Genomic DNA, 19396 nt, shown 5'->3' with positions numbered 1-19396 from the left:
AGACGAGCGCGCAATCATATCAGTTGGGAGTTTCCATGAGGCCGATCCTGAATCGCCGCCGGCTCCTCGTCGGGGCGGGCTCCAGCAGCGCCGGAATGGTCGCCGCGGGCTGGTTTCCCGCGTGGGCGCAGCCTGTCTCGGCGGGAATCGCAGCACCGCTGCCGACGGTGTCGGGCTCGGACATCACCCTCAAAATCGCCCGCCAGAGCCTTGTGGTCGACGGGCAGCGCAGCGACGCCATCGGCATCAACGGCACAGTGCCCGGGCCACTCGTCCGGCTTCGAGAAGGACAGAACGTTCGGCTCCGCGTCACCAACGACTTGACGGAAGACAGTTCCATCCATTGGCACGGGCTGCTGGTGCCTCCTGCAATGGATGGCGTGCCCGGCATCTCCTTCCCCGGCATCAAGCCAGGATCGACCTTCATTTACGAGTTTGCGATCAAGCAATCCGGTACCTATTGGTATCACAGCCACTCCGGACTGCAGGAGCAGGCGGGACACTATGGCCCGATCGTCATCGATCCGGCGGGCGCCGATCCGGTCAAGTCGGATCGGGAGCATGTCGTCGTACTGTCGGACCACAGTCCGATGTCGCCGGACGCCATCTTCCGCAAGCTCAAGCAGCAGCCCGGTTACTTCAACTACCAGAGGCAGACGCTTGCCGGACTGATGGCGGGCAAGGACCAACCGCTCAAGGATCGCGCCAAATGGGCGGACATGCGGATGGATCCTACCGACATCGCCGACGTGACGGGCTCGACCTACACGTATCTCGTGAACGGCCACGGGCCGCATGACAACTGGACGGCACTCTTCTCGCCGGGCCAACGCGTGCGTCTACGCGTCATCAACGCCTCGTCGATGACGACCTTCAACGTCCGCATTCCGGGCCTGCCCCTGACAGTCGTGCAGGCCGATGGCCAGAATGTTCGTCCGACGACAGTCGACGAGTTTCAGATCGGTGTCGCCGAGACGTATGATGTGATCGTCAATCCGCGCGACAACCGCGCTTATACGCTTGTAGGAGAGAGCGTCGATCGATCCGGGATGGCTCGTGCGACCTTGGCGCCGCGGGCCGGCATGACCGCCGACGTGCCTCCTCTGCGGCCCCGGCCCCTGGCAACCATGACGGACATGGGAATGAATATGTCGGGAATGGATAGCATGCAGGGCATGGACCATACCGGTATGAAACACGGCGACATGAACATGGACATGCGCAATCCGAAGAACGCGCCAGGCGTCGCGATGACGCCGGGCGTACAGACCATTTCACCAATGCCAGAGGATCGCATGGGCAGCCCCGGACAGGGCCTGGGCGACGTCGGGCATCGCGTGCTGAATTATCGCGACCTCGTCGCGCTCGATCGCAATCCCGACGTTCGCGCGCCGTCTCGGTCGCTCGACATCCATCTGACCGGCAACATGGAACGGTTCATGTGGTCGTTCGACGGGGTGAAGATGTCCGACAAGATGCAGCCGATCCCATTCCTGAAAGGTGAGCGAGTCCGGGTGAACCTCGTCAACGACACGATGATGGGACATCCGATCCATCTGCATGGACATTTCTTCGAGCTGGTGACCGGTCATGGCGATCATGCTCCGAGGAAGCATACGGTGCTTGTGCAGCCTGGAGGCAAGGCGACATTTGACCTGACCGCCGACGCGGTGGGCGACTGGGCCTTCCATTGCCACCTGCTCTATCACATGCATGCCGGCATGATGCGCGTGGTCAGTATCCGCGCTCCCGGAGGTGCACGATGAACCGCGGTTTGAGGGCCATTGGCGTTCTCGTGGTCACGCTGTTATCGGGCGCCGCCACTGCACAGCCCGTGCCTACGATGGATCACAGTTCAATGCCCGGGATGGATCACAGCTCAATGCCCGGGATGGATCATAGTTCAATGCCCGGGATGGATCATAGCTCCATGCCGGGGATGAAACCCGGGCCCGTGCCGGCAATGCCGCGTAACGCCTCTCCCGCGCAAAAGGCTCCCGACGGCGGGATGGCGCCGATCCCGCCAGGGGGCGGCCCGAGCGGGACCGCCCTTCCCGCTGGCTCTGACCCGGCGCCGTCGCCGCCGCTCGACCACTATGCCGACAGGCAATTCGACAAGGTCGAGATGGATCGGGCGCGCGCCGCGATGATGCGCGAGCAGGGCGGCCAGCCCTTTTACCTGGTCATGCTCAATCTGGCTGAACTGCAGGTCTACCGCGGCGAATTGGGCTATCGCTGGGACGGCGAGGCGTGGTTTGGCGGCGACATCAATCGCTTCACCTTCAAGAGCGAGGGCGGAGGCAATGTCCGGGAGGGGGTCGACGCCGCTGAGGTTCAGGCGCTCTACAGTCGTGCCATCGGACCGTACTTCAACCTGCAGGTCGGAGTTCGGCAGGACCTGAGCGCACCGCTGCATCAGACCTACGCCACCTTCGGCTTTGAAGGCCTGGCGCCATACTGGTTCGAGGTATCAGGAGCGCTCTTCCTCTCGACCCGAGGCAATCTGCTCGCGCGTCTCGAGGGCTACTACGACCAGAACATCACGCAGCGTCTCATCCTCCAGCCGCGAGTCGAACTGAACTTCGCCGCCCAGAATATACCGGAAGACGCCGTGGGTGCGGGTCTGACGAATGCCGAACTCGGCTTGCGCCTGCGTTATGAGATCACGCGGGAATTCGCGCCCTATATCGGCATCTCCTACGACACGAAGGTCGGCCAGACGGCGACTTATGCCTCACAGGAAGGCCGCGCTTCATCCGTGCTGAGTTTCGTTGCAGGCGTTCGGGTCTGGTTTTAGCGGGCAGAACCAGACGAAACGCAGTCAGAAGCGGCAACGTAAACTCCATCGCAAGTCGACCGTCATCAATCCATTGAAGTCAATGCCTACGGAAGAAGTGCATCTTCTACGGCGCGATGGATGTCGCCCGCTCTTGCCAAGCCGATCCGAGCGCACAGTCGGCAAGCCGAGCGAACGGGCCACGCCACTCCCACCCTGCTCACTTCAGGAAGTGGCCGATTTTGCTACCGCCCTGTCCGGCGATCAAGCTGGGAGCGGACCGAAGCGGCGGCCCGCATTGATCTTAACTTGCGACGGACCGCAACCATCTTAACTTGCTGCTTCGAGCCGTCGCGTAAGCTCAAGACAAGGTGCACAAAGAGACCTAGTATCAAGATCGTTCGTCGGCAGCGAATGAGGTCGACCTTGATCGCAGACGGCCCGCGACTCCTGGCATCGATCTAGCCGATGCAAAGTCCCGAAGAGCCGGGCCCGGGCCGTTTCTATGGCAATCGGCTCTAGGTCGTGTGGACTCTAGGGATTCCGCATCGCTCCAAAACATGATTCAAGGCTGTCTTTTGGAGGGCAGCCTTGGGAGTTCTGGACCGTCTGATCCTGCGGGATGACCAGTGGGAACGGATATCGCAGCACATCATCGGTGACGACCGCACGCGCGGGACGCCGGGCCGCGACAATCGCCTGTTCGTGGAGGCGGTGCTGTGGATCGTGCGGACAGGTTCGCCGTGGCGCGACCTGCCGGAGGTGTTCGGCAGCTGGAACAGTGTGTTCCGGCGCTTCAGCCGGTGGAGCCACAAAGGCATCTGGCAACGCATCTTCGAGGCTCTATCGGACGATCCCGACTTCGAATACCTGATCGTCGATTCCACGATCGTCCGCGCCCACCAGCACGCTTCGGGCGCCAAAAAAGGGGGGCTGAAGATCAGGCTCTCGGCCGCTCCCGCGGCGGGCTGAGCACCAAGATCCATATGGCGGTCCGCGGGCTCGGCTGCCCCGTCCGCTTCCTCCTGACCGGCGGACAGGGCGGCGATGCCCCTCAAGGCGAAAACCTGATCGAGGGCCTGCCAGCCGACTTCGTCATGGCCGACACGGCCTACGACAGTGACAGGCTGAGGAACATCATCGCTGCAAAAGGCGCAGTGGCCGTCATTCCCAACAACCCATCGAGAGCCCTCAAGCACCCTCTCGACGAACACCTCTACGCCCAGCGCCAGCTCGTCGAGTGCTGCTTCTCCAGGCTCAAGCAATTCCGACGCGTCGCACCTCGCTTCGAAAAGACCGCTCGCAACTACTTTGCCGTCGTAACTCTCGCCGCTATCGTGCTCTGGACTAGGTAAGTGTCAACACGACCTAGCCAGCCTTTTGACTTGAAGGGATTTAACAGGACTCTCCCGCCCGTTGGGATCGTCTAGCCGTTGCGCCACCGCCTCGGCGATACGGCGCGACGCGAAATATTGGCTTTCGGCATAGATATAGCGCCGCGCTCGAGCGATCAGCGTCAGGTACGCCGTCTCGATCTGGAAAATCGGCGCTTCTCCGCCGGCCGCGATCTGCAGATCGCCACGGAGATATTGCGGAACTGCGCGTCGAGGTCATCGGGCCCGCAATCGCCGCCGCCGCGCACCGGCGCCGTTCCGGTAGCCGGCTTTCCAGCGCTGCCGTCCCAGCTCGCCCTGTGGCTCCGCTACCGGACCTTCGAGAATGGCGGCCGCATCGCGCCAGCGGCATAGTTGCTCCCGTCCGGGGCGACCCAACTAATCTCGGCCTGATGGCGAGATCAATTCTGCAAGCAGACGTCGCCATGTTGCGACCTCGCGCGCAGGCCGGAAAAGCGGTGCGCGGCGGGCGATGGCCTTCTCCAGCAATCTGACAAAACCCGGCTCCTGCTCCAGCTTGTCCAGCAGCCGCGCAAGCGCCCCTGTATCCCCGACAGGGAAGTATCCCGGGTAGTCGCGGCCGAGCAGACCGACGTTTCCGTCCATACGCGAAGCCAACACCGGTACGCGGGCAGCAACGGCTTCCGAAATGACATTCGCCCCGCCCTCGCTCAACGACGAGATCACCATCGCGTGGCTGCGGGCCAGGAGCGCGCGCACGGAAGCGCGGGGAACGTCGTCTCGCCATCGGTACCGCTTGTTGGCCTTCATCTCAGTTCGGGCTTTCGCCGCCCATTGCTGCGCGTATGCACGGCCGACCTGCTCGACCCGGACTCGGCTTTCTGGCGGCAGCAAACGCACCGCTTTGGCTGCCCGCAATGGATCCTTCACGTCCCGCAGGTGGCCGATGACAGCGATTGTTACAGCGCGGGCACTGGGCCGCCTTTCCCGCGTCGGTGGCTCGGCCGATTCGAAAATGATGCGAAGCCGGCTCCTGAATCTCTTTGGAAGGACATTCGGCACAAGATCGTTGAGGCCGATCAGCCGGTCCGCCAGCTCCATCGAGCGCAGGGTGGGACCGGGATCAGACTGCAGGTACTCGTAGATATCAGTACCGCTGAGCTGCAGCACGACCGGGCACGCAGGATATAGCGCCTTGAACCGCTGGATCGACTCGGCGGCCCGCCACGCATGGATTGCGACCATAAAATCGAAACGCTTGCCATCGTAGCTGGGCGCAATCGTAACGTGGTGGCCCAGCTTTCGCAGGATGCCAGCCCATCGGGACGCCGCGACCCGATTGCCCGTGCGTGAAGTCGGCCCGGCTGGTGTGATAAGGACAATCCTCATGGACAAAGACCATGCGCTTCGCCCGACCAGCGGCGCTTCCGCCTCCGACCTGATTGCGCAACTGCGCGAGGCCCGTCATCGCACCGAGCGTTTGACGGAAGATCTATCATCGGCGGAATTGTTGGGCCCCCACCGGGAAATCGTCAATCCGGTGCTTTGGGAGATTGGCCACATCGCCTGGTTCCACGAATACTGGACGCTAAGGCACGCGGCGCGCGAAGCACCGCTGATCGAGCGCAGCGAGCCCTTTTGGGATTCCAGCAATGTAGCGCAAGACGCGCTGGACCCTCGACCTGCCGGACCGCATCGGCACCCGCCGCTACATGGCTGACGTATTGGCAAGGCAGGAGGAGCTTCTAAGTCGCGGAATCAACGGCGAGTCCCGCTATTTCTACGAGCTTTCGATCCGGCATGAGGACATGCACGTCGAGGCGCAGAGCTACATACGCCAGACTTCCTCGAATGCGCCGCCCCAGGGACTCGGCAGCGCGCCCCCGCCGTCTGCTGGAGCGTTGCCGGGCGATGGCGCAGTCCCCGGCGGCTCCTGGCGCCTGGGTTCGACCGAAACCGACGACTACATCTTCGACAACGAAAAGTGGGCACATCCGGTCGAGTTGGCCCCCTTTCATATTGCCCGAGCCGCCGTGACCAATAGCGAGTTTGCGACCTTTGTCGATGAGGGTGGCTACAATCGGCGTGAGTTCTGGTGCGATGCCGGCTGGACATGGCGACAGACGCGCAATGCCGAGCGCCCCGTCTACTGGCTAACCAAATGCGATGGCATCTGGACGACGCGGCACTATCGCGAAGCTCGGCCGCTGCAGCCCGACGCACCTGTTGTATTCGTCAACTGGTTCGAGGCGAGCGCGTGGTGTCGCTGGGCCGGCAGACGACTTCCGAACGAAGCCGAGTGGGAAGCCGCTGCCGTTGGCGAAGCTGCAGGTGATCGGCTGTCCAACACCCGCAGACGCTGGCCGTGGGGCGATGATCCGCCGTCACCTGCAAAAGCCAGTCTCGATTTTGCCTACGGTGGGCCGGTTGACGTTGCGGCGCTTGGCGAAGGCGACAGCTCATTCGGCTGCCGGCAGATGATCGGCAATGTCTGGGAATGGACGGCCTCAGACTTCCTGCCGTTCGACGGCTTCTCAGCCGATCCTTACGCGGATTGCTCGCAGCCTTGGTTTGGCAGCCGCAAGGTGCTGCGCGGTGGCTGCTGGGCAACAAGTGCTCGAATTGCCCGACCCGCCTATCGCAATTTCTTCACACCTGATCGAAATGACGTCCTGGCCGGCTTCCGCAGTTGCGGTGTCTGAGCCACCCTGGGAATGGAGGCGGAGACATCGAGTCTCGCCCGCGTGACTCTCAATCGCGGCCAATCAGCGCCTGAAGCCTCCGTTGCAAGATCCGCCGCCTTCCACTCAGGGAAGCCTTCTTCGAGGCGGCGAACAAGGAACCCTCTCCTCCGCAGCATCGCGACTGCTTCGAAGGACAGCACACAACAGATCTTACGACAGTAGGCCACGATCTCCTGACTTTGGGAAGTTCCGCGAGGCGTCGCTTTAGTTCATCCATCAGTATCCTGAGCGCACCACACACATGCCCGAGCGACGCAACCCGATGAACCGCGCTGATCTGGCTCTACCGCCCGGCCATTCCCCTGGTGTTACGTGCGCGCGTGCTCACCGTGGGACTGGCCATGGCTGCTCTTGCCGCGACCGCGTGGCCGGCAATGCGGCTCGGGGTCGAGTTTATGCCGAGCCTCGACGAGGGCACGCTATTCTATATGCCGGTCACCCTGCCGGCCTCTCGGTGGCCAAGTCGGCCAAGCTGCTGCAGACCTATAACAAGATCAAAAAGTCGTTCCCCGAGGTCACCTCGGTGTTTGGGCAAGGCAGGCCGCGCCGTCACCGCGACGGTCCCCGCTCGACGGCACCCGATGTGCCGAGGAGAGCCGTGCCTTCACGCGCACCGATCTCCATGGCGCTGTCATGGAGGGTGCCGTCAAGCGGGTGCGGCCCAAGATGACGGCCACGGCGATCGCCGCCGGCCTACTGCCCATCCTGTGGAACGAGGGCACCGGTTCGGAGGTCATGCAGCGCATCGCTGTGCCGATGCTCGGCAGGACGGCGAGTTCGACGCTGCTTACCTTGCTCGTGAATCCCGCAATCTATGGATTGGTGAAGGGATGGCAACCAACCGCCACGTGCAGATCGATTCTCAATATCGATCTCAAATAAGGTCAGCTATATGCGGCGGAGCGGCAGACCCTCATCGTGCGCTATTGAGGCGGTTCTGCCGAACCCTGATGTCCTTCGGCCACTCGCTTTTGATATGAGACAGGATCGCTGCGATCTCGCGATCCGAAAGGGAATCTCGGAAGGCTGGCATATCGGTCAGATAACCCTTCGGATAGGCTGCGGGACCACGCTGGGTGACGCTCATCAGGAAGGTGTCCGAATGATGCCACGTATGCCCGCTTGCGTCATGCGGAGGTGCTGAGAGCCGGCCATTGGGAAGGCACCGCTGCCAGTCCGGCTGTCCCTCGAGAGCGCCTCGGTGGCAACTCGCGCAAGCCGTCGCGTAGAGCCGCTTGCCGAGCGCCACCTGGTCACGCCGGATCAAGCGGACAGGGTCGCGGCGCTGGAGCAGGCCGGCAAGACCGTGGTCGTCGTCCTGCAGGGCGCCCAGGCGCTAGGAATGATCGCGCTGCGCGACCAGCCGCGTCCGGATGCGCGTGCCGGCCTTGAGAGGCTGCAGTCTCTCGGCGTGCGCTGCGTCATGCTGACCGGCGACAATGCACGCACTGCCACGTCGATCGGCAGCCTGCTCGGCCTCGACGTGCGGGCCGAGCTTCTGCCTGACGCCAAGCTCGCCGCGATCGCGGCCTACCGCGCCGAGGGACCGATTGCGATGGTCGGCGACGGCATCAACGACGCTCCGGCACTCGCTGCCGCATCGGTGGGCATCGCAATGGGCGGCGGCACCGACATTGCGCTGGAGACCGCCGACGTCGCCTTGATGAAGGAACGGATCGAAGGCGTAGGCGAGCTGATCTCGCTGTCGCGGGCGACCATGCACAACATCTGGCAGAACATCGCCCTCGCGCTCGGCCTGAAAGCCATCTTCCTGGTAACGACCCTCGTCGGCAGCACACCGCTCTGGATGGCGATCCTCGCCGACACCGGCGCAACGGTGCTGGTCACCGCCAACGCCCTGCGGCTGTTACGCTACGGTCGTCGAAGCCCGGACTGAAGGTCAGCGCCGCGCCTTCCCTGTGTCGAGGGCACTCGACCACACGCCACGCGGTAGATGTCATGTAGTCAATACGTCGCAGACCCTCGTGGACAAACCTGCCATCACGCTTTTGCGGCATACTCTTGCGGCGCGAAGCTGGCACACCGGGTCACGCGACCGTTTGTACCGATCTGATATTTGTCCACGACCAAGTCCGTACGGAAGCAGGCGATTATGTTGAGTCCTAGAATAGCGGCATTTGCACTGCTGCTCGTCAGCCAATTCTTCCTGCTTGGAGCCCGTGCCGACACTGCACCAGCACTGACGATCTGGCGTCTGCTCGACTACATGGCAATCGACTATGGCGGTGCGGTCCGAGACGGCGTTGTCGTCAGCAGCGAAGAATACAAGGAGATGGTCGAGTTCGTTGGGTCGGTGACGGAGAGGCTGGAAGGGTTGCCGGCGTCCGACGCCAAGAGCGATCTTCGCAAACGTGCCGTAGAGCTTCAGGGGGCCATTGAGAACAAGGAAAAGGCCGAGTTGGTCGCCGAACTCGCGCGCAATCTGGCCGCGGACCTGATCAAAGCCTATCCCGTGCCGCTGGCGCCTGCCGTTGTGCCGGATTATGCGGCCGGGCGCGTCCTGTATGCCGAGCATTGCGCGAACTGTCATGGTGCCCGCGGCAACGGCAAGGGACCTGCAGCAGCCGACCTCAAGCCCCCTCCCATCGACTTCACCGATAAGGAGCGCGCCATCGAGCGTAGCCTCTTCGCACTCTACCAAGTGATAGAGCAGGGCCTCGACGGCACCAGCATGGCGAGTTTCGCGCACTTGCCGTCCCAGGACCGCTGGGCACTTGCCCTTTACGTCGGCTCGCTGGCCTTTCCCGCTGCGGACGCCGCTAAAGGGCAGCAGCTCTGGCAGAGCGACGCGGACCTTCGCCAGCAGATGAACCTGATCAACCTGGTCGGCGAGCGGCCGGCGGTGCTGGCCAGTCGTGTGGGCGACGAAAAGGCAAGCGCCCTTCTGGCCTATCTTCGGCGCAATCCGGCGGCCGTAATACCCTCGACCAACGCCTCGCTTGCGCTCGTCCGCACGCGGCTGACCTCTGCAGTCCTTTCCTACGAACAAGGCGACCGTCGCGCTGCGACGGACTTTGCCCTGTCCGCCTATCTCGACGGCTTCGAACCCGTCGAGCCTTTGCTCTCGGCGCGCAACAAAGACCTCATGATCAGCATTGAAGGCGCCATGGGAGAACTGCGCGCCGCGATCGGACGCGGAGCAACTGTGGACGCCGTTCGCACGCAGGCAAAAACAATCGACGGTCTAGTGGACCAAGCCGAAGAGGCGCTCGACCCCCGCCATGCGAGCAGTGCATCGAGCTTTTTCGGCGCCTTCACCCTGCTTCTCCGCGAAGCCCTCGAAGCGCTCTTGATCGTGGTCGTCATGCTGACCATGTTGCGCAAAGCCGACCGACCGGAAGCCACTCGATATGTTCATGGCGGCTGGATCGCGGCCTTGGCCGTCGGCTTCCTCACATGGGGCCTCGCCACGTATGCAATTTCCATCAGTGGCGCGGATCGCGAGTTGACCGAGGGCTTCGGATCTCTCTTCGCTGCCCTGATTTTGCTGTGGGTCGGGATCTGGATGCATGGCAAGAGCCAAGCCGGCGAATGGCAGCGCTACATCCGTGACAAGCTCAATCGCGCACTCTCGCGCGAGTCGATGTGGGGTCTGTTCGGGCTGACCTTCGTCGTCGTCTATCGCGAGGTCTTCGAGACCATTCTCTTCTTCGCCGCCATATGGGACGAGAACAATGCCGGCGCCGTCCTTGCCGGCGCGGCATCGGCGGTGGCCATGCTTGCAATCATTGCCTCGGCGTTGATGCGCTACAGCCGTTCGTTGCCGATTGCCAAGTTCTTCGCTTTCAGCTCGATGCTGCTTGCCGTCCTTTGCGTGGTGCTTGTCGGAAAGGGCATTGCGGCCCTGCAGGAGGCGGGCTGGATTCCCATTGATCAACTGGCGGGGGTTATCCGCATGGATTTTCTCGGGCTTTATCCGACCATTCAGGGCGTCTCCGCTCAAGTCGCGATGGCGGCCTTATTGGCGATCGGTTTCTGGCAAAACCAGCGCCGCTCGTCGGCCAGGCAATAACGAATATTCTTCTGGCATTGCGATTCACCCGTCAGCCCACGAGCGCTGAATCGTATCAACGCACCGTATTCTTCGTTGTTCAGTTCGCAGGTTCACGCCGATGCTCTTCCCGCGTTCTCCAGAGCAACAACGCAAGACCGCTCACGATCGAAATGTCGGCGAAATTAAACGCTGGCCAATGGTACATGCCAACATGGAAGTCGAGAAAATCGGTCACGGCGCCGAACCGCATACGGTCCATAATGTTGCCGAGTGCACCGCCAATAGTCAGACCGATAGCGGCGGCGTCCAACTTCCGGTCGGTGCGCCACAGCCAGACGGAAAGGCCTGCGACGGCCAAGAGGCCAGTAATCGCCAGCGCCCACCAGGGAAGGTTAGCCAACAATCCGAAGCTCACGCCGCGATTGCGCACGAGGATGAGATTGAAGACCGACAACACCTCGATTCCGGCTTCCAGCCGCGGCCCCATCGAAATGGCGATGGCCTTGCTTGCCTGATCAACGATGGATGCAGCAAGCGCGCAGCCGATTCCGACGTCCTGCACCGGCCGCATTAGGCCGTGCGACCGGCCTGCTGCAGGTCGGCGCGTGCGTGGCCAATGATGGACCAGGCCGAGTGCAGGAAGAGCCCGGCTATCACCGCAGCGACTACGAGGTCAGGCCACGGCGTTCCTGTCCACCAGACGAGTGCTGCCGCAACGACGACGGCCGCGTTGCCAATGGCGTCGTTGCGCGAGAACAGCCAGACCGCCTGGACGTTCGCGTCGCCGGTACGATGAGGAATGAGGACGAGAGCCGCAGCGACATTGACCGCAAGCGCAACCGCGCCAAAAATGCCCATCAGTTCGGCATGGGGTTGGCTGAGGACCAGCACGCGGTATCCCGTGAACACGATCACGCCGACGCCGAGGGCCGCGAGGAAAATGCCCTGCAACAGTGCCGCACTCGCCCTGGCCCTCAGTCCCCACCCAATGGCGATCAGACCAAGAAACGAAATCAGCCCGTCACCCAGGAAATCGAGGGCGTCGGCCTTGAGCGATTGCGAGCCGGCGAGGAAGCCGCCGACAATCTCGATTGCGCCGTAACCGACGTTAAGAAGGATGACGATCCAGAGGGCACGCTTGTATGCCGGTTTTACATGGGAAAGGTCCGGGACCCTGTCGTCGTCGTCATCGGCGCCAAGCTTTGTGAGCTGGTAGCCTAGACCGGTGATCGTCCGTTCAAGCTCCGGCAACGATGTTCCCTTGTCACCCAGCTTGAGTGTCATCTCCTGGGAGGCGATCGAAACCCTGACATCGTCGATCCCGGGCAACTTGCGAGCTGCGCCTTCAATCTTCGCTGCGCACGAGGAGCAATCCATGCCGGTAACGCGATATCGCACCGTGCGTTCAAGGGTTGTCGCGTCCATATCGCTTGTCCTTTGTCCTGCGTCGCGCGATCATACATCCTGTAGTAACTACAGGAACAAGAGGTCATCCGTGATGATGCCTATCGGTACTCTGGCCAAGCAAAGCGGCGTTCATATCGAGACGATCCGCTACTATGAGCGTGTCGGCGTATTGCCGAAGGCGCTGCGTGCCGCCAATGGTCGCCGGATCTATGGCCAGCAGGATGTAAGAAGGTTGGCGTTCATCCGCCACGCTCGCGACCTTGGCTTTGAACTGGCCTCCGTGCGCGCGCTGCTCGCCCTGCAGGAGACGCCTGAATTGTCGTGCAAGTCCGCGTCGGATCTGGCGTCCGCTCAACTGTTGGCGGTCGAGAGCCGATTGAGCCGCCTGAACGTACTGCGCGACGAATTGAAGCGAATGGTGCGTAGCTGCAAGAACGGCCGCGTCATGGATTGTCGCGTGATCGATGCGCTCTCGACGATGGTTTGATTCTTCAGCTCCTCCCGTTTCAATTGTCGGCGGGTGGCCCGGGCAACTCGATGGTTATGGGCCCGGTTGGTGGTGCGGCCGGCGGGCGCGTCACGATCTGGGGAAAGGCGATGAGCAATCCCACCATCAGGATTTGCAGCGCGAGAAACGGCACCGCTCCCCAATAGATTTGCGACGTCCGAATTGTAGCGGGCGTTACGCTGCGTAGATTGTAGAGCGCGATCCCGAAAGGTGGATGCATGAACGAGGTCTGCAGGTTGACGGCCAGCAGTACCGTGAACCAAACCATGTCGATGCCATGCTGCCGCGCCAAGGGAGCGATCAGCGGCAGCACGATGAAGGCGATCTCGAAGAAATCCATGAAGAATGCGAGGACGAAAATCGCAGCATTGACGAATACGATGAAACCAAGCTGACCGGCCGGCAGATGGGCGAAGAGCGATTCGATCCAGAGGTCGCCGCCGACGCCGCGAAAGACCAGTATGAAGAACGAGGCCCCCAACAACAGGAAGATGATGCCGGAGCAGAGTATCCCGGTGACATCTAGAGCCTGCCGGAGGTTGCGGCCGGTCAGCTTTCGGCTCACCAGACCCACGAGCAGGATGGCGCAAACGCCGATGGCACCGCCTTCGGTCGGTGTCGTGACGCCGAAGTAGATTGCGGCCAAAACCGCCGAGACGATGATCAGAGGTGCACCAGCCGCCCGCAGCACTTCGACGAGTATTTGCCATCGCGTCGCGGCCTCATGCTCCGGCGCCGGCGGTGCCCATTCCGGAAAGCAGCGCGTGGCAAAGAAGATGTAGAGCAGATACAGCGCGATCAACAGCGCAGCCGGCAACAGCGCGCCGCGGTAGATCTCGAGAAGCGACACTTCGAGCTGTTCGGCGAGGATGATTAGAACCAGGCTGGGCGGAATGACCTGGGCGAGAGTACCGGCTGCGGCGACCACGCCCGTGGCAAGTCGCGGATCGTACTTCGAGCGGAGCATCACCGGTAAAGTCATGAGTCCGATGGCGACGACGGACGCCGATACAAATCCCGTAATCGCCGACAGGGCCGCGCCGACGATGATCGTTGTATAGGCGAGTCCTCCGGCAAGTCTTCCGAACAGGCGATTGAGTGCCACGAACATATCCTGGGCGATGCCTGTACGTTCGAGCAGCATTCCCATGAAGATCAGCAGCGGTAGCGCCAGCAGGTTATCGTTGTTGAATACGCCCTGGATCCTGAAGACCATGTTGATGAGGAAGGCAGGGTGGAAGTGGCCTGTCGTGATGCCGATGATTCCGAAAGCGCCACCGACAGCTGCCAAGGTGAAGGCGACCGGAAATCCGAAGAACAAGGCCAGCACGAGGCAGAGGAACATCGCGGGCGCGAAGATCTCGCCCATGTCAGCTCTTCTCGATCAGCATATTGCGGCGCACGGGTCGCGGCAGAACGCCTCTGATGCACGCGACGCAGCGGATCGCCTCGGCCACGCCTTGCAGGCCGAGCAGGAGGAAACCGCCGGGAATGAAGCCCTTTATGATCCAGCCGGGAATCTCACTCGTGCTTTCGCGGGTTGCCCGGCTTTCGCCGGAGAGAAAAGAGGTCAGAAAATGCGGAGTGCTCACCCATACAAGCACCACGCAGACGGGAAGAAGGACCAGGCAAATGCCGGCGAGATCGAGCCACGCAAGTCCGCGCTCGCCAAGCTTTTCCGTCGCGATATCGATACGGACGTGCTCGTCGCGCTGGAAGGTATAAGCCGCCATCAGGAGGACGGTGGCGGCAAAGAACTGCCATTGGAGGTCGAACGCCGATGAGTAGGCGATAGAAAGCAGTTTCCGGCTCAATGCATTCAGGGTGATGAGGATTGCATTGGCGAGCAGTCCCCATCGCACGACCCTGGCAACGGTCCTGTTCAGCGCATCGATTCTATTCGCGATTTCAAGCAGGTGTCGCATGATCTGTTCCGGACATTCCGCATATGATGCGACCTGTAGCCCCTACAGGATCAAGACGGAATGCTGTGTGCGCCTTTCTGAAGGCTCTCGGGATCCAGCCGCGTCCGGATGCGCGCTGGCGACAATGCATGCACGTCCATATCGATCGGCAGCCTGGTGGGCCTCGACGTGCGGACCGAGCTTCTCTTCGACGCCAAGCTTGCCGCGATCGGGGCTTATCGTGCCGAAGGACCGATTGCGCTGGAGGGCGATGTCATTAACGATGCCGGCGCTCGCCGCCGCATCGGTCGGCGTCGCGATGGGCGGCGGCATCGATGTTGCGCTGGAGACCGCCGACGTCGCTCTGATGAGGGAGCGGATCGAAGGCGTAGTCGAGCTGATCTCGCATGTCATCGCCGAACAAGTTATTTTGCGTGGACGCGGATGGGATCCTGAAAAGTCCCCTTGAAGGGCTTTCCTCCAAGCATACCCTTCATCGTGCCGTTGGCTTCTTGGGCCGACAGCTCCGCAGTTCCGGTTCGGCCGTCACTGCAGACCACGACCGCCGAGCCGGTCTGATCCTCGTCGAGATTCCATCGACCTTCGCAGCTCGCGCCCTTGTCGCTGCGCAACAGCACCACGCCTCCAATGCCATCGGATCGCCGGCTAAAGGTGCCAGTGAACGTCTCGCCGTCAGAGGTTTCGCCCGATGCGGGCACTGTGCCAGAGCATCCCGTCAGCGCAAGTAGCGCGAATGCATAGATGAGTCGTCTCATAGGATACTCCTGAAGGTTAGGTGGTGGGTCATGCACATCCAGAAGATCTTTGACTTGGGAGCTGCACACAGGCTCCTTCGTCGGCTTGGGGGGAGCCGACCGCTCCTTGGTCACAGGGCGTCATTCCGATATGCTAGGATTCTCAGTGCATTTATGACGACAAGCAGCGTGGATCCTTCGTGGACTGCGACAGCCGGTCCTATTCCCAGGCCGATGATTGTCGCAGGCACCAGCAGTGCCACCACACCGAGACTGACAAACAGGTTTTGCAGGATGATGGAGCGCGTATATCGGCTGAGACCAACGACAAAGGGAAGATGCTCAAGCCTGTCTGCCATCAAGGCAACATCCGCAGTTTCCAGCGCCACATCGGAACCTGCAGCGCCCATGGCGATGCCAACCGTAGAGGCCGCCATGGCCGGAGCATCATTGACACCGTCTCCGACCATCGCGATCAGCCGCGACTCCTCCTTAAGAACACCAATGATCTTGACCTTGTGCTCGGGCATAAGATCACCGCGGGCGTCATCGAGGCCAACTTCGCTAGCAATCGCATCTGCTACTTTCTGATGATCACCCGAAAGCATCACCATGCGGCGAATACCCAGTTCACGCAGACGAGCGATCACCTGCCGTGCGGCCGATCGCGGCGAGTCCATCAGCCCGATGACACCGAGATCCCTCTCCCCCTTCTTGATCACCATCGTTGTCCGCCCAGAATTGCGGAGTGATTCGATCGCGGACCTGGCGTCAGGACTGATAGCTGGTACACCATCCGCGCCGAACATCTCCGCTTTCCCGATCCACACGACATCGCCACCGATCTTAGCCTGGAGGCCGCGTCCGGTGAGGCTCTGCACGTCGCTCGCGGGCTCCAGCGTTCGATTCCCAAGGCGCTGACGTCCGTCCCGCACAATCGCGAGCGCCAGGGGATGGTCGCTGGCGGATTCCACGGCCACCGCGACTGCCAGCAACTCCTCGGCCGTTACCCCTTCCACTGGCTCAACATCGGTGATGCGAGGGGTTCCCTCGGTCAGGGTACCCGTCTTGTCGAATGCGATGGCGCGGACGGCGCCCAATGCTTCGAGCGGCGCGCCGCCCTTGATGAGAACGCCGCCCCGAGCCGCTCGTGCAACGCCCGAGAGCACGGCACTTGGCGTTGCGATAGCCAGCGCACAAGGGCTGGCGGCAACAAGCACCGCCATTGACCTGTAGAAACTCGCGGCAAACGGTTCGTCGACGACCAGCCCTGCCCCTAACAGCAAGACGGCCAGGATCAAGACGGCTGGAACGAAGAACCGCTGAAACTTGTCGGTGAAGCGTTGCGTAGGCGACTTGCGAGACTCCGCCTCGCTGACCATCTTAACGACCTTCGCCAGAACGGTCTCACTCGCCTTGCGAGTCACCTGGACTTCGAGCGCCCCCGAGCCATTAATGGTCCCTGCGAAGACACGCGACGAAGAGGCAATGATCTCCGGTCTAGTCCGTGCGATGTCGAGGTCTGGAACGGGCTGTTTGTCGACCGGAATGCTTTCGCCCGTTACAGGCGCCTGGTTTACGCTCGACTGTCCCTGGATCACGAAGCCATCCGCAGGTAGTCGTTCGTTCGGCCGCACGACGACGACGTCGCCAACGGCCAATTGATCAACCGGAATCTCATGCGTCTGTCCGTCACGCTTCACGGTCGCAGTCTGGGGCGCAAGCTCGGCAAGGGCTTCTATGGCCTGCGTAGCCCGGCCCATGGCAAAGTGCTCAAGCGCATGTCCAAGGCTGAATAAAAACAGAAGCAATGCGCCTTCGGCCCAGGCGCCGATGGCCGCCGCGCCCGCCGCCGCCACCAGCATAAGCGTGTCGATCTCGAACCTGCCGCGGCGTATGTTGTCAAAGGCTTTGCGTACAGTGTAGGAGCCGCCCGCCAGATAAGCCCCGCAATAGAGTGTCAGCGATACCCAACCGGGTGCCCATTCCCCTTGTTCGATCGCGAAGCCTAAGCCTACCAGCAGTCCGCTCCCGAGCGATAGGATCAACTCGGCATACCGACCAAGGAAGCCCGCATGTGAATGTGAATGCCTACTTCCCTTCTGCCCGTGTGGCTCTCCCTTCGCATGAGAGTGCGAATGTGGTTTCTGCGTTTCGTTCGTTGGGAATTGGGTCGGCATGAGATGTCTTCCTAAAACTTAATAGTGGCTGTCGTGCCGCTCGGTGAGGTCAGTTCTAATGACAAGGCGGAATATGGCCGCAGCGCTGATGTGCTGCTCCCTACCAACCTGCCCGCGGTGGTGGGCCGAAGCACGATCTGCTCGCGGTTCGCCCCCGAAACGACAGTCACGATGGCCTTGTAGTTGCTCGTATCGATCGGTGCATTCTGACGGTACAGGCAAAGCGTTACTTCGCGTTCGCCTACCAGCAGTTCTACCTCCACATCGGCAATTTCCTGCATCTTGCCGTCATGAGGGCCGGTGACAATGTCTCTGCCGTCCTGGGCCTGCGACAAGTTCGAAAACAGGAACAACGCGGCAATCAATACAAACGCTTTCATCGGCCGATTCCTTGCTGAATCAATTCCCCCGTCACTCTCCCCAGTTCGTTCGGAATGTAGGCGATGCGCATTCGTCTACTGCGCCCTTCGATTTCAACTCCGTTCTCGTACTTCCAGTCGGTTAGCTCTCTTCCATCGCCTGCTTCGACGACCTCCCATGACGCAACGATCGACGCGTCCAGGGGTTTGCACAATCTTTCCAGGCGCTGCGCGACGTTGACCGCGTCGCCCACGAGGGTGAACTCGTCATGCGAGCCACTGCGGAGGACGCCGCCTATCGCGGTACCAAAATGCAGACCGATACCAGCGCGTGGATTCACGTCGCACCGGCGCCGCCGCATCTCGGACGAGTCATGCAGCATACGACTCAGGTGGACGGCGCATTCCAAGGCGCGTGCAGCGTCGTCCGCCGTTGATTTCGGCTGGCCAAAGGCCGCCATCACTCCATCGCCTAGGAACTTGTCGATCACCTCCGTGCGCAAATACTTCGCGCGTTACCAGTTCCCGGAATTCAGCTAGGAGCCTGGCCAGCATTTCCAAGGGGATCGTCTCGCTCAGACTCGTGAACCCGCGCAGGTCAACGAACATCACCGCCACTTCGCGTCGACCGAGGGCAAGGGAGGTTCCTGTCGCTTGCAGCTCCGTCAGGACAGTCGGCGAGAAGAAGCGACTGAGATTGGCGCGTCGTCGTTCCGCCAGGACCGCAGTCCTCAGGATGACATTGTGATCGTGAGTGAGCAAACCGCAGACCAGCGCGGCAAAGCCGAACGCTGCGGCGAGTGCCGCTTCCGTGAGAAACGCTGACCACGCGTGGGCCGCGCCCTTTCCCAAGTGGGCTTCCACCGCGACGGTCAGCAGTGCCAGCCAACCCAAAATTACCAAACCTGAGAACAGGAAAACAAGCACCGGCCGTAGACGGAGGGCAACATGGGTCAGCAGAACGAAGCCGATTGCGAGCGACGGTGCCGTGAGCGTGTGATCGAGATCCTTGCCGGGCGCAAAGAGATGCTCGTGAAAGAGAATGAAAACGAGCATCGCATCGAAAACCACATAGAGCCAAGAGAGCCACGTCGTCCCTCTTCGGAGTTCTGCGAGAATCAATGCTGTGATCGTCAGGGCGCCGTAGACAACGATGATGTTCTCATAGACGATTCCGCTGTCCTGCGTGCCAGCGAGGCCGAGATTCACGACCAATATCGCGAGGGCCACGAGGCGCAGCCACGCCGATCTGCGCTCGCGATGCCAGCGGCGCTGCCCGGCGTTCAGCGACAATTTCTCTGCCACGACACTAAGCATTCTTTGCGAGTACATTTCCTGTCGGCCGCCCTGGAGATGGGGCAGCTGTTCCATTCGGAACGAGGGGTGGGGACGC

The 19396-nt window shown here is 61.6% G+C and carries 20 protein-coding genes and 3 pseudogenes; 12 read left to right on the top strand and 11 right to left on the bottom strand.

Annotated elements, in window-relative coordinates:
• Window positions 1-35 precede the first annotated feature (35 nt).
• The 4 genes from ACO07K_RS03305 to ACO07K_RS03290 all read left to right on the top strand — a co-directional run bounded on the left by ACO07K_RS03305 (window position 36) and on the right by ACO07K_RS03290 (window position 4524).
• Window positions 36-1766 (top strand): copper resistance system multicopper oxidase, encoded by a 1731-nt coding sequence (locus ACO07K_RS03305; protein WP_298306109.1) that lies wholly within the window; start codon window positions 36-38, stop codon window positions 1764-1766.
• The gene (locus ACO07K_RS03300) at window positions 1763-2797 is read left to right on the top strand and encodes a copper resistance protein B (protein WP_298306106.1); all 1035 of its coding nucleotides are present in this window, start codon (window positions 1763-1765) and stop codon (window positions 2795-2797) included. Before ACO07K_RS03305 ends, ACO07K_RS03300 begins: the two co-directional genes overlap by 4 nt.
• Window positions 2798-3367: 570 nt before the next feature.
• Window positions 3368-4131 (top strand): IS5 family transposase gene (locus ACO07K_RS03295; RefSeq protein ID WP_298306103.1). Its coding sequence is split into 2 segments (ribosomal slippage): window positions 3368-3703 and window positions 3706-4131, totalling 762 coding nucleotides; the frame shifts between segments, so codons are not numbered across the junction.
• A 78-nt stretch (window positions 4132-4209) separates the two neighbouring features.
• The gene (locus ACO07K_RS03290; RefSeq protein WP_324505985.1) at window positions 4210-4524 is read left to right on the top strand and encodes a hypothetical protein; all 315 of its coding nucleotides are present in this window, start codon (window positions 4210-4212) and stop codon (window positions 4522-4524) included.
• A gap of 24 nt (window positions 4525-4548) precedes the next feature.
• Here ACO07K_RS03290 and senB read toward each other — a convergent pair whose 3' ends face one another.
• On the bottom strand, window positions 4549-5520 hold the full coding sequence (gene senB / locus ACO07K_RS03285; protein ID WP_298306100.1) for a selenoneine biosynthesis selenosugar synthase SenB: 972 nt from the start codon (window positions 5518-5520) through the stop codon (window positions 4549-4551).
• On the opposite strand from senB, the gene ACO07K_RS03280 reads away from it, so the two are divergent.
• The 4 genes and pseudogenes from ACO07K_RS03280 to ACO07K_RS03265 form a co-directional block, all read left to right on the top strand.
• Window positions 5519-5851 carry a DinB family protein gene (locus ACO07K_RS03280; RefSeq protein ID WP_298306097.1) on the top strand — a complete coding sequence of 111 codons (333 nt, stop codon included), beginning with the start codon at window positions 5519-5521 and terminating at the stop codon, window positions 5849-5851. The two genes, senB and ACO07K_RS03280, sit on opposite strands and share 2 nt — an antisense overlap.
• On the top strand, window positions 5844-6833 hold the full coding sequence (locus ACO07K_RS03275) for an SUMF1/EgtB/PvdO family nonheme iron enzyme (RefSeq protein ID WP_298306094.1): 990 nt from the start codon (window positions 5844-5846) through the stop codon (window positions 6831-6833). Before ACO07K_RS03280 ends, ACO07K_RS03275 begins: the two co-directional genes overlap by 8 nt.
• A gap of 283 nt (window positions 6834-7116) precedes the next feature.
• A pseudogene (locus tag ACO07K_RS03270) lies at window positions 7117-7444 on the top strand (efflux RND transporter permease subunit); the annotation flags it as partial.
• Window positions 7445-7466: 22 nt separating this feature from the next.
• Window positions 7467-7757: pseudogene (locus ACO07K_RS03265) on the top strand (efflux RND transporter permease subunit); the annotation flags it as partial.
• A gap of 31 nt (window positions 7758-7788) precedes the next feature.
• Here ACO07K_RS03265 and ACO07K_RS03260 read toward each other — a convergent pair.
• A complete protein-coding gene (locus tag ACO07K_RS03260) occupies window positions 7789-8124 on the bottom strand; it encodes a c-type cytochrome (RefSeq protein WP_298306091.1) in 336 nt (111 codons plus the stop codon).
• 24 nt (window positions 8125-8148) lie between these two features.
• On the opposite strand from ACO07K_RS03260, the pseudogene ACO07K_RS03255 reads away from it, so the two are divergent.
• Together ACO07K_RS03255 and ACO07K_RS03250 are read left to right on the top strand one after the other, a co-directional pair.
• Window positions 8149-8772, top strand: a pseudogene (locus tag ACO07K_RS03255) (HAD-IC family P-type ATPase); the annotation flags it as partial.
• A gap of 180 nt (window positions 8773-8952) precedes the next feature.
• Entirely contained in the window at window positions 8953-10908 is a 1956-nt protein-coding gene (locus ACO07K_RS03250) for an FTR1 family protein (RefSeq protein ID WP_324505981.1), read from the top strand.
• A gap of 79 nt (window positions 10909-10987) precedes the next feature.
• On the opposite strand, the gene lspA is transcribed toward ACO07K_RS03250, so the two are convergent.
• Complete coding sequence (gene lspA, locus ACO07K_RS03245) at window positions 10988-11461, bottom strand: signal peptidase II (RefSeq protein ID WP_324505979.1); 474 nt, start codon at window positions 11459-11461, stop codon at window positions 10988-10990.
• Window positions 11461-12315 carry a cation transporter gene (locus tag ACO07K_RS03240; RefSeq protein ID WP_324505977.1) on the bottom strand — a complete coding sequence of 285 codons (855 nt, stop codon included), beginning with the start codon at window positions 12313-12315 and terminating at the stop codon, window positions 11461-11463. Before ACO07K_RS03240 ends, lspA begins: the two co-directional genes overlap by 1 nt.
• A gap of 73 nt (window positions 12316-12388) precedes the next feature.
• Between ACO07K_RS03240 and ACO07K_RS03235 the strand changes: the two genes are divergently transcribed.
• Window positions 12389-12784, top strand: a complete 396-nt coding sequence (locus ACO07K_RS03235; protein WP_324506005.1) for a MerR family transcriptional regulator — start codon at window positions 12389-12391, stop codon at window positions 12782-12784.
• Between the two features lie 19 nt (window positions 12785-12803).
• Here the strand turns inward: ACO07K_RS03235 and ACO07K_RS03230 are convergent, their stop codons facing one another.
• Window positions 12804-14174: a TRAP transporter large permease gene (locus tag ACO07K_RS03230; RefSeq protein ID WP_422034465.1), complete on the bottom strand. Its 1371-nt coding sequence runs from the start codon at window positions 14172-14174 to the stop codon at window positions 12804-12806.
• A gap of 1 nt (window position 14175) precedes the next feature.
• Window positions 14176-14730, bottom strand: a complete 555-nt coding sequence (locus ACO07K_RS03225; protein ID WP_422034464.1) for a TRAP transporter small permease subunit — start codon at window positions 14728-14730, stop codon at window positions 14176-14178.
• 262 nt (window positions 14731-14992) lie between these two features.
• On the opposite strand from ACO07K_RS03225, the gene ACO07K_RS03220 reads away from it, so the two are divergent.
• Window positions 14993-15178, top strand: a complete 186-nt coding sequence (locus ACO07K_RS03220) for a hypothetical protein (protein ID WP_422034463.1) — start codon at window positions 14993-14995, stop codon at window positions 15176-15178.
• On the opposite strand, the gene ACO07K_RS03215 is transcribed toward ACO07K_RS03220, so the two are convergent.
• The 5 genes from ACO07K_RS03215 to ACO07K_RS03195 all read right to left on the bottom strand — a co-directional run bounded on the left by ACO07K_RS03215 (window position 15135) and on the right by ACO07K_RS03195 (window position 19308).
• A complete protein-coding gene (locus ACO07K_RS03215) occupies window positions 15135-15485 on the bottom strand; it encodes a hypothetical protein (protein ID WP_422034462.1) in 351 nt (116 codons plus the stop codon). The two genes, ACO07K_RS03220 and ACO07K_RS03215, sit on opposite strands and share 44 nt — an antisense overlap.
• Window positions 15486-15595: 110 nt before the next feature.
• Complete coding sequence (locus tag ACO07K_RS03210) at window positions 15596-17644, bottom strand: heavy metal translocating P-type ATPase (protein ID WP_422034461.1); 2049 nt, start codon at window positions 17642-17644, stop codon at window positions 15596-15598.
• Window positions 17645-17655: 11 nt separating this feature from the next.
• A complete protein-coding gene (locus ACO07K_RS03205; protein ID WP_422034460.1) occupies window positions 17656-18024 on the bottom strand; it encodes a hypothetical protein in 369 nt (122 codons plus the stop codon).
• A complete protein-coding gene (locus ACO07K_RS03200; RefSeq protein WP_422034459.1) occupies window positions 18021-18464 on the bottom strand; it encodes an adenylate/guanylate cyclase domain-containing protein in 444 nt (147 codons plus the stop codon). The genes ACO07K_RS03205 and ACO07K_RS03200 overlap by 4 nt, the downstream gene beginning before the upstream one ends.
• The gene (locus ACO07K_RS03195) at window positions 18376-19308 is read right to left on the bottom strand and encodes an adenylate/guanylate cyclase domain-containing protein (RefSeq protein WP_422034458.1); all 933 of its coding nucleotides are present in this window, start codon (window positions 19306-19308) and stop codon (window positions 18376-18378) included. The genes ACO07K_RS03200 and ACO07K_RS03195 overlap by 89 nt, the downstream gene beginning before the upstream one ends.
• Window positions 19309-19396: the final 88 nt, after the last annotated feature.

Source organism: Reyranella sp., assembly GCF_965228225.1.
Classification (GTDB): Bacteria; Pseudomonadota; Alphaproteobacteria; order Reyranellales; family Reyranellaceae; genus Reyranella.
The sequence above is the reverse complement of the archived record's forward strand: the minus strand, read 5'-3'. Positions and strand labels throughout refer to the sequence as shown.